Raw genomic sequence first — 12,951 nt, 5'->3', positions numbered from 1 at the left:
TGGCATATGGATTTAGGGACTCAGAATACTTTTTTCTGAAAATCAAGGCGGCCTTCCCCGGAAAGCCGCGATGAACCTGAAAAAAGGGCTGCGATGCAGCCCTTATCTCGTTGCTAACACATTGACACAAAATATTATTTCACCAGCACCATGCGGGCGGGAATGAGAAAGCTGAAGCGGCTGCCCGCACCGACCCGGCTCTCGATATCGAGATGGGCATCGTGATGACTCAGGGCATGCTTGACGATGGCAAGGCCGAGCCCGGACCCTCCGGTGTGGCGCGAGCGGGCCTTGTCGACCCGATAGAACCGCTCGGTGAGCCGCGCCAGATGCTCGGGGGGGATCCCCTCCCCCTCATCCTGCACCGCAAACAGCGCCATGCTCCCCTGCTTGCGCCACTCCACGGTGATCTTGCGCCCCGCCGGGGTGTAGTGGATGGCGTTGTAGACCAGGTTGGAGACGGCGCTGCGCAGCTGATCCTGATCCCCGCGCACCAGCAGATTGGGCTGGACCATGAAGACGATCTCGTGGGCCCGCTCGCCAGAGAGCGCCCGCGCCTCCTGCTCCAGCAGCCCCAGCATGGCGGGCATGTCCACCAGATGGGAGAGATCCACGGTGGGCGCCGCCTCGATGCGCGACAGGGTGAGCAGCTGGTTGACCAGATTGTCCATGCGGATCGTCTGCTCCATCATCACCTTGTGCGCCTTGGCCCACATGGCGGGGGGCGGCGGCTCCTCGGTCATCTCCAGATACCCCTTGAGTACGGTGAGGGGGGTGCGCAGCTCGTGAGAGACGTTGGAGACGAAGTGCTTGCGGGTCTTCTCCAGGCTGCGCAGCCGGGTCACGTCCCGCACCACCAGCATGGCCTGGTCCTCCGCATAGGGCATGATGCGAAATTCGAGGAACTTCTCCTCGTTGATGGGGGAGTGCATCTCGAACGGCTCGTCATACTGCCCCTTGCCCAGATAGGCGACGAAGGCGGGGTGACGGATCAGGTTGCCGATGTGCTGGCCGGCATCCTCGGGCCAGCGAAAGCCGAGCAGTTGCTCCGCCAGCCGGTTGCACCAGAGGATGCTGCCGTCGGTACGAAACACCACGGCCGCATCGGGCAGCGCCTCCGCCCCTTCCCGAAAGCGGCGGATGAGGCCCGCCAGCTCCCGGCGCCGGGCCCGGTGACGCTGCTGCAACTTGTAGATGCCGTTGAAGATGTGCTCCCAACTGCCGCTGCCGTGGGGCGGCACCAGGCTGCGATCGTGCCACAGCCAGTCCGACAGCCGCTTCTGGAAGCGGTAGTGCCAGACCAGGTGCACCACAGTGGCCACCAGCAGGCAAAGAACGAGATGATCGATTAACCAACCTACCAAGACGAAGGGGCTGTAGAAGAACGCCATTCGCCACAACTGTCGCCGCCAGGCGTAAGGTTGCAACATTAAGATCTCCTAGAGACAGCAAAGAGCCGGGTCCAATGCCCGCCGGCAGGCGCTGGCGGCACTGGCCCTGACCTAGAGACGGGTCGAGAAGCGGTAGCCGGCCCCGCGCACCGTCTGGATCAATCTGTCGTGCCCCGTCTCTTCGATGGCCTTGCGCAGGCGGCGAATGTGCACGTCCACCGTCCTGTCCTCGACATACACATTGGTACCCCAGACGTTGTTGAGCAACTGCTCGCGGCTGTAGACCCGCTCGGGGTGGGTCATGAAGAAGTGCAGCAGCTTGAATTCGGTCGGCCCCATGTCGAGGGCCTTCTCCTCGGCACTGACCCGGTGGGAAACAGGATCCAGCTTGAGTCCCTGCACCTCGATCACCTCGTCCACCGAGGTGGGAGAGACACGGCGCATCACGGCATGCAGGCGGGCGGTGAGCTCCTTGGGGGAGAAGGGCTTGGTGATGTAGTCGTCGGCACCGGCCTCGAGCCCGCGCACCTTGTCCTCTTCCTCGCCCCGGGCGGTCAGCATCACCACCGGGATCTGGCGAGTCATCTCATCCTGCTTGAGCTGCTTGAGGAACTGGATACCGCTGCCACCTGGCATCATCCAGTCCAGCACGATGAGTTCGGGGTAGGGTTCGCGCACCTTTGCCAGTCCATCGGCGTAATCTTCTGCTTCTACTGTTTCATATCCCTTCTGCTCAAGCACGAAGCAGAGCATTTCGCGGATCGGTGCCTCGTCCTCGACCACCAGAATTCGCTTAGCCATATCCCTTCTCTCTCCTCTGTGAAGATGGGTGCGCCAATTATTAGAACTTTCTGTGACACTTTTATGACTTTATGACGGGCGGGATGATAAACGTTTTCAGATTCAGTTGGCAGCAGCGAGTTGCAGCAGGTTCCAGCGATTGCCACTGATGTCCTCGAACACCACCACGGTGCCATAGGGTTCGAGGCGCGGCTGTTCACAAAAATGAACACCATAGGCCTGCATCCGCTCGTAATCGCCCCAGAAGTCGTCGGTCTCAAGGAACAGGAAGACCCGACCGCCCCCCTGGCGACCGATGGCGGCGCGCTGCTCCTCGTTGGCCGCGCGGGCCAGCAGCAGGGCGGAGCCGGGAGCCCCCTTGGGAGCGACCCGCACCCAGCGTTTGCCCGGTTTGCCGGGCTCGTCGAGGGGGGTGTCTTCCAATAGCTCGAAGCCCATTCCCCGGGTGAAGAAGGCGATGGCCTCGTCGTAATCCGCCACCAGCAGCGTCAGGGCGCCAATGTGTTGTGCCATGGCATCTCTCCTCGGATAAATGATGGGGCGCATGATAGCCCCGCCCGGCCATGGGCTCCAGCGCCGGATCAGTCGGGCGCCACCTCCACCCGGTTGCGACCATTCTGCTTGGCCTGATAGAGCGCCTCGTCGGCCCGCTTGAGCGCCTGCTCCAGGCTATCCTTGCGCCGCTCGGCCACCCCGAAGGAGGCGGTGATCCCGAGCCCCAGCGGCCAGTGCCTGTACCCCTCCAGCGCTCCTCTCAGCCGCTCCGCCAGGGCGGCGGCCCGTCCCTCGTCGTAATGGAGGCATACCAGCACGAACTCCTCCCCGCCCCAGCGCACCAGTCGGCACAGGCTGTCGCAATGGCGCAGCAGCTCGCTCACCATGTGCTTGAGCACCTCGTCCCCCACCGGGTGGCCGTGACCGTCGTTGACCCCCTTGAAGTGATCGATGTCGATATAGATGAAGGAGAGCGGCATCTCGCCGAGCTCCCCGAGCAGCTTTTCGCCGCCGAGCCGATTGAGGGCCCCGGTCAGGGGATCGTAACGGGCCTCCTCCTCTGTACGCCGGTTCTGCTCGCACAGGCTCGCACTCAGGGCTTCAGCCGCGAGGCGCGCCTCCCTGGCCTTGCGCAGCCGATCCCCGAACATCAGGTTCTGGACCAGGAAGAGCAGCACGCCGTAGACAAGCCACCCCAGCAGCAGATAGCGATAGAAGTCCCCCGGCTTGCACCAGCGGCCATAGAACTCCAGCCGCTCGAGCCGCAACCGATACTCCCCCGGCAGCATCTTGTCATCGGAGGCGATCTCGATGGCGTAGACATGGTGCAGATCCGGCCCCTGCTGGACCAGCGGAATGTCGTACTGCTGCACCCACCAGGAGCTGGGGGCGAAGACGTTCAGGGGGACATCCTGCTCGCGGCCAAAATCCCTGGCGGTGAAGAGCACTTCGTTGAACTTGTGGGAACTCTCGTCTTCCCGCGTCGAGTAGACGGGATCGTAGTTGCGCAGATAAAGGCGCCAGGCCTGTACCCCCTGCCCTTCTACATCCAGCCTCACCCGCACCCCGGTGAAGCCGGAGAGATCCAGCCCCTGCTCGGGGTCGGTCAGGGTCAGAACCAGCTCGCAGAAAGGATAGGCATATTGGCTTCGCAGGGTGCACTGGATGGCGGGTCTGTCGCCCCCCTGACTCAGGGTGGCGACGGAGGAGCCCTTGTGGGCACTGTCATCCTGGGCACGCACGGACAAACCGGCCTGGCTCAGGATGTCGAGCCGCCGCTCGGGTCCGAATTCGAATAACACCATGGCCAGCAGGCTCGCCGCCAGCAGGCACCAGAACAACAGCGTCGTCATGCGGGAATAGGAAGGGATCATCGGCATCACACCTGAAAAAGGGCTTTTACCCTACACCTTGAAGCGCCGGACCGCGCTGATCCAGATCCAAGGTTATTACACGCGCCGCACCGGGCGCAGACGAGTGCCGACTAGCCGGCACGGGCCCCATGGGGCGCAAGCGGCATCGGCCAGCCGCCGGGAGAGAGGCGGGGGGCCTCGTCGGTCGTAAGATGGATCATTGCGCACTCCCTGCGATGGAAACATAACGAAAAAACGTCCTTGCCACCGCAGTCTACACAAGCGCTGGACGGCGCGACACCCTTCACCCCTCCTCCCGCAGCGCCCGATAGAGGGTGGTGCGACTGATGCCAAGACGGCGCGCCGCCTCGCTTACGTTGCCGCCGCACTCTGCCAGGGTCTGCTGCACCCGCTGCCGGCTCTGCTCGCGCAGGGTATTCCCTCCCAAAGGTGAGCTCGCTCCCCCCGCCACGGCGGGCAGATGCAGATGGGCAGGTTCAATCCAGCCCTGCCCCTCTGCCAGTACACAGGCCACCTCCAGCGCCTGTTTGAGCTGGCGCACGTTGCCGGGCAGTGGGTGAGCCAGCAACCGCTGCTCCGCCTCCCGGCTCAGTTGTAGCGCCGGGTCCATCTGGGCGAGCAGGTTCAGGATCAGCCCCTGACGCTCGGGCACCGACCAGGCCCGCAGGGGTGCCAGTTGCTGGCGCCAGCCGCAGATGCGGTAGTAGAGATCTTCGCGAAAGGTGCCGGCCGCCACCATGGCCGCCAGATCCCGATGGCTGGCGCTGACCAGCCAGAAATCCACCGCCTCGGGTCTGTGGCTGCCCACCGGGGTGACGACGCGCTCCTGCAACACCCGCAGCAGCCGGGTCTGGGCCTGGAGGGGCAGCTCGCCAATTTCATCCAGCATCAGGATGCCGCCGTGGGCGGCGCGCAGATAGCCCTGGCTGCCCTGGCTGCGGGCACCGCTGAAGGCTCCCCCCACGTAGCCAAACAGCTCGGCCTCCACCAGCTCCGCCGGCAGGGCGCCGCAGTTGACGCACACCAGAGGCCGCGCCCGACGGCTCGATCTGGCGTGCAGGGTGCGCACCAGGTGCTCCTTGCCGCTGCCGGTCTCCCCCTCGATGAGCAATGAGATGCCCCGCTCCAGCATCTTGAGCGGCACCTGCTGCGCCTGCGATCCCCCCTCCTCAACCGCGCTCGGCAGGGGAAGCCTGGCGGCGCGCTCCCCCGCCTCCGGCACCAGCCGCAGGCCGCGGCGCTCGCGCAGCAACTGCTGACCGTCGAAGGGGTGCTGGCCGAGCCAGAGCCGACCGGCCCGGTTGGCCCCGAGCAGCTCGCCCCCCTCCCCCAGCAGCAGGCGGGCAGACCAGAGACTCTGGGGATCGAGATCCACCAGCCAGCCCGGCTGGCGGGCCAGCAGGGCGTTTTCCAGGGTCATGGCCAGGAGGCGCACGGTGCCCAGCATGTCGCCCCCGTGGTGGGCCGCATCGGTGGAGATGTCGAGCACGCCGAGCAGTTGCCCGTCCGGCCCGAGCAGGGGGCAGGCGCTGCAACTGAGAAAGCTGTGCTGGGCGAAGAAGTGCTGCGCCCCCAGCACCTGCACCTCGCTCTGCTCGGCCAGCGCGGTGCCGATGGCGTTGGTGCCCTTGCTCGCCTCCCCCCAGCGGGCGCCGCTGCGCAAAAAAATGCGCTCGGCATGGCGGGCAAACCGGTCGTCTCCGCTCACCGCGAGGATGGCCCCCTCGCCGTCACACAACAGCAGACGACAGGGTCTGCCTGCCAGCAACTGGCCAAAGAGCGGCAGCACGAAGCGCTGGAAGCAGGCGATGAGCGTCCTGTGCTGCTCCTGGCGAGCCGACAGCTCCCCCTGGGGCAGCAAGTCCAGCTCGGCGCTCTGCTGGCGGCTCAGCCCCTGATGCAGGCAGCGCTCCCAGGAGCGCTGGATTGGGCTGGCACCGGATTGAGGCAACTCGCTCATCACACCTCCTTCTACACACTCGCGAATAGGGCCGCCTTGGGGGAGCGCCTTCATCACGTCTCCTGTTCACAAACGGCACAGTGTCACACCCGATGTTCAGAAACGGCACAGTTCGGGGGCCGCCCTAGGGGGCACTGGTTAACCAAGATACCCCTTGGCACCCCGTTTGATAACGTTTTTGCAACCTTTTTGTGTAGAGCGCCGCCCGCTGGCACGCCCCTTGCGATGACAGGAAGCAACCGGACTGCCCGCCAGGCTGGTCAGGACCACACACATAAGGATGATGAGATGATTTATACCGCTCCCGGTCAGGCAGGTGCCCTGGTCAGCTTCAAATCCCGTTATGACAACTTCATCGGTGGCGACTGGGTGGCGCCGCGCGCCGGCCGCTATTTCGAGAACATCTCGCCGGTGGATGGCCGGGTGTTCTGCGAGGTGGCCCGCTCCGACGCCGCCGACATCGAGCTCGCCCTGGACGCGGCCCACAAGGCGTTCGCCAGCTGGAGCAAGACCAGCGTCACCGAGCGCAGCAACCTGCTGCTGCGCATCGCCGATCGCATCGAACAGAACATTGAGCGGCTCGCCGTCGCCGAGACCTGGGAGAACGGCAAGGCGGTGCGCGAGACCCTGGCCGCCGACCTGCCCCTGGTGGTGGATCACTTCCGCTACTTCGCCGGCTGCATCCGCGCCCAGGAGGGCTCCGCCGCCGAGCTGGACCAGAACACCGTCAGCTACCACTTCAAGGAGCCCATCGGCGTGGTCGGCCAGATCATCCCGTGGAACTTCCCCCTGCTGATGGCCGCCTGGAAGCTGGCCCCGGTACTGGCGGCCGGCTGCTGCAGCGTGCTCAAGCCCGCCGAGCAGACCCCGGTCACCATCATGCTGATGATGGATCTCATCAAGGACATCCTGCCCCCCGGCGTGGTCAACGTGGTCAACGGCTTCGGCGCCGAGGCGGGCCAGGCGCTCGCCACCAGCAACCGGATCCAGAAGCTGGCGTTTACCGGCTCCACCGAGGTGGGCGCCCATATCCTGCGCTGCGCCGCCGACAAGCTGATCCCCTCCACCGTGGAGCTCGGTGGCAAGTCCCCCAATATCTACTTCGCCGACGTAATGCAGCACGAGAGCAGCTACATCGACAAGGCGGTGGAAGGGATGCTGATGACCTTCTTCAACCAGGGGGAGGTGTGTACCTGCCCCTCCCGCGCCCTGGTGCAGGCCAGCATCTATGACGACTTCATGGACCGGGTGCTGGCCCGCGCCCGCACCATAGTGCAGGGCAACCCCCTCGACACCACGACCCAGGTGGGGGCCCAGGCGTCCCGCGAGCAGTTCGACAAGATCCTGAGCTACATGGAGATTGGCCGCGGCGAGGGGGCCAAGATGCTGATCGGCGGCGGGCCGGCCAGGGTGAGCGGGCTGGAGGGGGGCTTCTACATCCAGCCCACCATCTTCTCGGGCCAGAACAAGATGCGGGTGTTCCAGGAGGAGATCTTCGGGCCGGCGCTCGGGGTCACCACCTTCAAGGACGAGGCGGATGCCCTGGCCATCGCCAACGACACCCAGTACGGGCTGGGGGCGGGCCTGTGGACCCGGGACAGCAATCTGGCCTGGCGCATGGGGCGTGGCATCCAGGCCGGCCGGGTCTGGGTCAACTGCTACCACGCCTACCCGGCCCATGCGGCCTTTGGCGGCTACAAGAAGTCAGGGATCGGTCGCGAGACCCACAAGATGATGCTGGACCACTACCAGAACACCAAGAACCTGCTGGTGAGCCACGACATCAACCCCCTCGGCTTCTTCTAAGCCCATCCCGTGATCCACAAGGGCGCCTGCAGGCGCCCTTTTTCATGCGGTTCAGGCCACGGGTTGGCCCAGCTGCTGGCGATAGCGCTGGGGGGCGCAGCCCTGTTCGCGCTGGAACATGGCGATGAAAGCCGAGGTGGAGGCGTAACCGAGGCGCCAGGCGATCTCCTGCACCGGCATCTCGCCCCGCAGCCAGTCCAGCGCCTTCACCAGCCGCAGCCGGGTGCGCCACTGGCCCAGGCTCATGCCAAGCTCCTTCTGGCAGCGCCGCGCCAGGGTGCGCTCCGTGGTGTGCAGCGCCCTGGCCCACTCCACCAGCGTGCGGTTGTCCTCCGGCGCCGCCTGCAATGCCGCCAGCAAGGGTGCCAGCAGGCGATCCCGGCTCTGGGGCAGGTAGCTCGGCTGGCAACGGGTGCGGGCCAGCTTCTCGATGAAGAGCTCACCCTGACGGGCATCCCACTCATCCTCCATGTGCCCGACCCGGCGCTGGGTGAAGTCCTCCAGCAGGGCCCGCAGCAAGGGGGTGAGGGCCAGCAGCTGGGGTTCCCGTGGCAGGCGCGGGGCCAGCGCGTGGCTCACGTAGATGGAGGTGTAATCCAGGGTCTGCTCGTTGAAGGCGGTGTGGGGCAGGTCCGCCGGCACCCAGATGAGGTAATCCGGAGGCGCCACCAGACGCTCTCCCCCCACCTCCACCACCATGACCCCCAGGCTGATGAGGCTGAGCTGACCCCAGGGGTGGGCGTGCTCGGCGCAGGCGTTGCCCCCCTGGATCTGGCTGTAGCGAAAGTAGAGGGGGTTGGGGTCGGCCAGCAGGCGATCCTGCTCGGCCAGGGTGAGGGTGCCCATGCAGATTGTCCCAAAGCGGTTATGACATGTCTTATTTACGCTACTTACCTCGTTCAAGACAAGGCTAGACTCTCCCCATCGTACCAAGGAGTGCCTATGCCTTTTCTCTTCCCCCTGCTCGCCATCCTGATCTGGGCCGCCAATACCGTGGTCTCCAAGGCCGCCGCCGGCGTGCTGGATCCCGCCGCCATCTCCTTCTATCGCTGGGTGATCGCCGCCCTCGCGCTCTCCCCCTTCTGTCTGCCGCAGCTCTGGCGCCGCCGGGCCGACATCCGCCCCTGGCTCGGCAAGCTGCTGGTGCTCTCCCTGCTCGGCATGGTGCTCTACCAGTGCCTCGCCTACTACGCCGCCCACAGCACCTCGGCCACCAACATGGGGGTCATCGGCTCCCTGCTGCCCCTGCTCACCCTGCTCATCGGGGCCTGCTGCTTTGGCCAGAAGCCGGGCAAGCAGGCGCTGCTCGGCATGAGCCTCTCCCTGTTCGGGGTGCTCTGGCTGCTGGGTCAGGGCAATCCCCTGGCACTGCTGCACAGCGGCATCAACCCCGGCGACGGCATGATGCTGCTGGGGGCGGCCAGCTATGCCCTCTATGGCCTGCTGATCCGCCGCTGGCAACTGCCGTTCGGCCCCTGGCTCAACCTCTACCTGCAGATCCTGCTGGCAGTGCTGCTGCTCATCCCGGTGGCCCTCTCTGCCGACTCCCTGGCCATTCCCGCCCAGGGCTGGAGCATGGTGCTGTTCGCCGGCCTCGCCTCCTCCCTCTTCGCCGCCTACTGCTGGATGCGCGGCCTCGCCACCCTGGGGGCGGAGCGCACTTCGGTCTTCATGAACCTGATGCCCCTGTGCACGGCCCTCATCGCCGTCATCACCCTGGGGGAGCCCATCCACGGCTATCACCTGCTGGGGGGCGGCCTCATCCTGACCGGGGTCATGCTCTCCCAGCTCAAGCCGAGGGTACGCCGTCCTCTGCCGGAAGGGGCATAAGCCATCGCCGTGGCAGCATAAAGAAGGGAGCCTCGGCTCCCTTCTTGCTGCCCCCGTCAGGGCACACCTGACCTTTTCGCCATGGTGGCGTCTCCACCTAATCCCTGCCCCCCGTGCCTTGTCATGGGCGGCGAAGGCGCTGCGGGCCGCACTGATGCCATTCATGCAGGCGGGCACCACGGCATAGACGGCGACCTGGAGCAGGATCTCGATGATGGTCTCCCGGCTGACCCCCACATTGAGGGCGGCCCGGATATGGAACTCGAGCTGTCCGGGCGCCGTGCCCATTCCCATCAGGGTCGCCACCGTGAGCATCTCGCGGGTGCAGAGATCGATGCCGGGACGGGCGAGCACATCGGCAAAGGCAAACCCCAGCACCAACTCGGCAAGCTCCGGTGACAGGGCATCCAGGCTGGCGGCGACCCGCGTGGGCGCCTGGGGATCGAGCCGGACCAGCAGCGCGAACGCCCGTTCACGGCGATCCGTGTGCGAGCCGCTCATGCGTTCACCCCCTTCATCCCCTCGGCGGTATAGCGCTCCCCCGCCACCGGCAGGGTCCGGATGGCCTGTCCCAGGGCCCCGAGTTCTGCTGGGGAGAGGCGCACCGAGAGGGCGCCGAGGTTATCCGCCAGGTGGGTCAGGCGCCGGGTGCCGGGGATGGGCACTATCCCCTCCCATTGCGCCAGCAGCCAGGCCAGGGCTATCTGCACCGCCGAGCATCCCTTCTGCTGCGCCAGGGCCATGACCGCCTGCACCAGGGTGCGGTTGGTGGCGAGGTTCTCCCCCTGAAAGCGCGGCAGACTGGCCCGAAAATCCCCTTCCTCGAACACCGCCTCCTGCTGGTAACGCCCGGTCAGAAACCCGCGCCCCAGGGGGAGTAGGCCACCAGACCAATCCCCAGCTCCCGGCAGGCGGGCAGCACCGCCGCCTCCACCTCCCGCGTCCAGAGGGAGTATTCGGTCTGCACCGCCGCCACCGGGTGCACGGCATGGGCGCGCCTCAGGGTGGCCTCGCTCACCTCGCACAGACCGATGCGGGCTATCTTGCCCTCCTGTACCAGCTGCGCCAGCCCGGCCATGGTCTCCTCGACGGGATGGGCCGGATCGAGGCGGTGCACATAGTAGAGATCGATCTGCTCGATGCCGAGGCGGCGCAGGGAGCCCTCGCAGCTCTGGCGCGCATAGCGGGCGCTGTTGTCGAGGGTACGCCTGTACTCCCTGTGCTGGCGCACGATGCCAAACTTGGTGGCGACCTTCACCTGTCCCCGCCGGGTCGCGAGAAAACGCCCGATCAGCGCCTCGTTGTGGTGGGGGCCTTACATGTCGGCGGTGTCGAGCAGGTCGATGCCCCGCTCCACCGCCTCCGCCAGCACCCGCAAGGACGTCTCATCGTCCCGCGGCCCGTAGAATTCGCTCATCCCCATGCAGCCCAGCCCCAGTGCAGAGACCTGCAGATTGGCTCCCAGTGTTCGTCGTTGCATCGCATTTTCTCCCTGACAAGTTGCAGGGGAGTATGGTCTTCCGAAAATGAATGAGATATAGAGATAACTGGCAACCTATCTTCCGATTATGGAAACACTATGCACGATCCCCTGCTCTGGGACGACGCCCGCGTCTTCCTGGCCATCGCCCGCAGCGGCACCCTGAGCGGTGCCGCCCACGCCCTTCGCATGGGGGTGGCCACCGTCTCCCGGCGCCTGGACCGGCTGGAGGCGGCCCTCGGCCTGCCCCTGTTCAGCCGCCACCAGCAGGGCTATCGCCTGACCGACGACGGGGAGGCCCTGCTTGAGCGAGCCGAGGCGCTGGAACATGCGGGGCTGGCCTTTGGCGAGGCGGGGCAGTTGCAGGGACAGGTGGCCGGCACCGTGCGCCTCGCCACCGCCGAGAACCTGGCCAATCCCCTCATCATCCCCTCCCTGCCGACGCTCTTTGCCCAGCACCCCGAGCTGAGGGTGGAGCTGGTCACCGGGGTGCAGACGGTGAACCTGCACCGGCGCGATGCCGATCTCGCGGTGCGCATGGTCAAGCCCGATGCCGGCCACCTCACCCTGCGGCGCCTGGGCACCCTGGGCTTTGGCCTCTACGGGACCGGCGCCTACCTGGATGCCCGCAGCCCCGGGGTGGATGCCGCCAGCTTCGATCAGGATGACTTCATCGGCTGGAACGAAACCCAGAGCCACCTGCCCGCCGCCAGATGGATGACCCGCATGCTGCGCGGCCGCCCCTGCCGGGTGGAGACCGGCACCCTGGCAGCCCAGCTCGCCGCCGCCCAGGCCGGTCTGGGGCTCGCGGTGCTGCCCCACTACCTAGCCCGCCAGACGGATCTGGTCTGCCTGCTGCCGGAGCTCGGGGTGGATCAGCCCATCTGGCTGGTGCTCCACAGCGATCTCGCCCACTCCCGGCGGGTGCGGGCCGTGGCGGATCACCTCATCGCCCTGTTCGAGCGCGCCCGCTCCGCCCTGCACCCCTTCTCGGGCGACCCCAGATAGAGGGGCCGGGTCGCATCGGGGCAAAACAAAAGGGAGCTCAAAGGCTCCCTTTTATCTGCGCAGCCTGCGCAGCATGGTGTGCGCGGCCTCTTCGGCGTTGTGCCCACGACGGGGTCACGACTCCCGGCGCCAGTGGTAGCGCCGCTCCGGGCGGCCACGCTGGCCGTAGTTGAGCTCCACGTCCAGCCGATCTTCTGACTCCAGAAACTCCAGGTAGCGGCGGGCCGTGGTGCGACTCAGGGAGAGGCGCAGGGCCACGGTGTCGGTGGAGAAGGTGTTGTCCGGCTCCCCCGCCAGCAGATCCAGCACCTGTCGCAGGGTGATGGCGTCGATCCCCTTGGGGGTCTCCCGCGCCTCCCGACCCTGGTTGCGCGCCTTGCCCATCAGGCGGTCCAGGTCGCTCTGGGCCAGCTCTCCCGGCTCGCACAGGCGGCGATGGAGGACCAGGATCTCCTCCAGGCTCTGCTGGATGCGAAACAGCCGCAGCGGCTTGATGACGTAGTCCTGCACGCCCAGGTTGAGGGCCTGCTGTATGGTCTCCACGTCGCAGGAGGCGGTCACCATCATCACCATCACCTCCCGGTTGTGGCTGCGCAGCCGGCTCACCCACTCCAGGCCCGAGCCATCGGGCAGGGAGATGTCGACCATCAGCAAGCGGGGCTCGCTCCCCGCCATCAGGCGATCCGCCTCGGCCAGGGTGCCGGCCCGCCCCATCAGGGAGAACCCGGCCGTGGAGGAGACCAGCTCCCCCAACATGGCGCCTATCCGCTCGTCATCCTCGATAATCAGCGTGAAGATTGGCTTCAT

The 12,951-nt window shown here is 66.2% G+C and carries 11 protein-coding genes and 2 pseudogenes; 3 read left to right on the top strand and 10 right to left on the bottom strand.

Annotation, left to right across the window (positions count from 1 at the left end; all coding sequences use genetic code 11):
- Window positions 1-134: 134 nt before the first annotated feature.
- From phoR to PG887_RS01375, 5 genes are all read right to left on the bottom strand, one after another.
- Window positions 135-1,430 carry a phosphate regulon sensor histidine kinase PhoR gene (gene phoR / locus PG887_RS01395; protein WP_010673472.1) on the bottom strand — a complete coding sequence of 432 codons (1,296 nt, stop codon included), beginning with the start codon at window positions 1,428-1,430 and terminating at the stop codon, window positions 135-137.
- A 72-nt stretch (window positions 1,431-1,502) separates the two neighbouring features.
- Window positions 1,503-2,192, bottom strand: a complete 690-nt coding sequence (phoB, locus tag PG887_RS01390; RefSeq protein WP_010673471.1) for a phosphate regulon transcriptional regulator PhoB — start codon at window positions 2,190-2,192, stop codon at window positions 1,503-1,505.
- A gap of 102 nt (window positions 2,193-2,294) precedes the next feature.
- Complete coding sequence (locus tag PG887_RS01385; RefSeq protein ID WP_270821038.1) at window positions 2,295-2,705, bottom strand: VOC family protein; 411 nt, start codon at window positions 2,703-2,705, stop codon at window positions 2,295-2,297.
- 68 nt (window positions 2,706-2,773) lie between these two features.
- On the bottom strand, window positions 2,774-4,060 hold the full coding sequence (locus PG887_RS01380) for a GGDEF domain-containing protein (RefSeq protein WP_270821037.1): 1,287 nt from the start codon (window positions 4,058-4,060) through the stop codon (window positions 2,774-2,776).
- A 283-nt stretch (window positions 4,061-4,343) separates the two neighbouring features.
- Window positions 4,344-6,020 carry a sigma-54-dependent Fis family transcriptional regulator gene (locus PG887_RS01375; RefSeq protein ID WP_111896661.1) on the bottom strand — a complete coding sequence of 559 codons (1,677 nt, stop codon included), beginning with the start codon at window positions 6,018-6,020 and terminating at the stop codon, window positions 4,344-4,346.
- Between the two features lie 288 nt (window positions 6,021-6,308).
- Here PG887_RS01375 and exaC point away from each other — a divergent pair, with 288 nt between their 5' ends.
- Complete coding sequence (exaC, locus tag PG887_RS01370) at window positions 6,309-7,826, top strand: acetaldehyde dehydrogenase ExaC (RefSeq protein ID WP_201934822.1); 1,518 nt, start codon at window positions 6,309-6,311, stop codon at window positions 7,824-7,826.
- Window positions 7,827-7,877: 51 nt separating this feature from the next.
- Here the strand turns inward: exaC and PG887_RS01365 are convergent, their stop codons facing one another.
- Entirely contained in the window at window positions 7,878-8,672 is a 795-nt protein-coding gene (locus tag PG887_RS01365) for an AraC family transcriptional regulator (protein ID WP_010673466.1), read from the bottom strand.
- Window positions 8,673-8,768: 96 nt separating this feature from the next.
- On the opposite strand from PG887_RS01365, the gene PG887_RS01360 reads away from it, so the two are divergent.
- Window positions 8,769-9,656: a DMT family transporter gene (locus PG887_RS01360; protein ID WP_104454563.1), complete on the top strand. Its 888-nt coding sequence runs from the start codon at window positions 8,769-8,771 to the stop codon at window positions 9,654-9,656.
- Window positions 9,657-9,857: 201 nt separating this feature from the next.
- Here PG887_RS01360 and PG887_RS01355 read toward each other — a convergent pair.
- From PG887_RS01355 to PG887_RS01345, 3 genes and pseudogenes are all read right to left on the bottom strand, one after another.
- Window positions 9,858-10,157, bottom strand: a pseudogene (locus PG887_RS01355) (carboxymuconolactone decarboxylase family protein); the annotation flags it as partial.
- Window positions 10,154-10,914 (bottom strand): annotated as a pseudogene (locus PG887_RS01350) (aldo/keto reductase). The pseudogenes PG887_RS01350 and PG887_RS01355, both read right to left, overlap by 4 nt.
- A 57-nt stretch (window positions 10,915-10,971) precedes the next feature.
- Complete coding sequence (locus tag PG887_RS01345) at window positions 10,972-11,136, bottom strand: hypothetical protein (RefSeq protein WP_254203444.1); 165 nt, start codon at window positions 11,134-11,136, stop codon at window positions 10,972-10,974.
- Window positions 11,137-11,235: 99 nt separating this feature from the next.
- Here PG887_RS01345 and PG887_RS01340 point away from each other — a divergent pair, with 99 nt between their 5' ends.
- Window positions 11,236-12,144 carry a LysR family transcriptional regulator gene (locus PG887_RS01340; protein ID WP_202044281.1) on the top strand — a complete coding sequence of 303 codons (909 nt, stop codon included), beginning with the start codon at window positions 11,236-11,238 and terminating at the stop codon, window positions 12,142-12,144.
- A gap of 114 nt (window positions 12,145-12,258) precedes the next feature.
- Here the strand turns inward: PG887_RS01340 and PG887_RS01335 are convergent, their stop codons facing one another.
- Window positions 12,259-12,951 carry a response regulator gene (locus tag PG887_RS01335; RefSeq protein ID WP_039039279.1) on the bottom strand — a complete coding sequence of 231 codons (693 nt, stop codon included), beginning with the start codon at window positions 12,949-12,951 and terminating at the stop codon, window positions 12,259-12,261.

Source organism: Aeromonas sp. QDB14 (assembly GCF_027707845.1).
Taxonomy (GTDB): Bacteria; Pseudomonadota; Gammaproteobacteria; order Enterobacterales; family Aeromonadaceae; genus Aeromonas; species Aeromonas caviae.
This window is presented reverse-complemented; position numbering and strand designations above follow the sequence as displayed.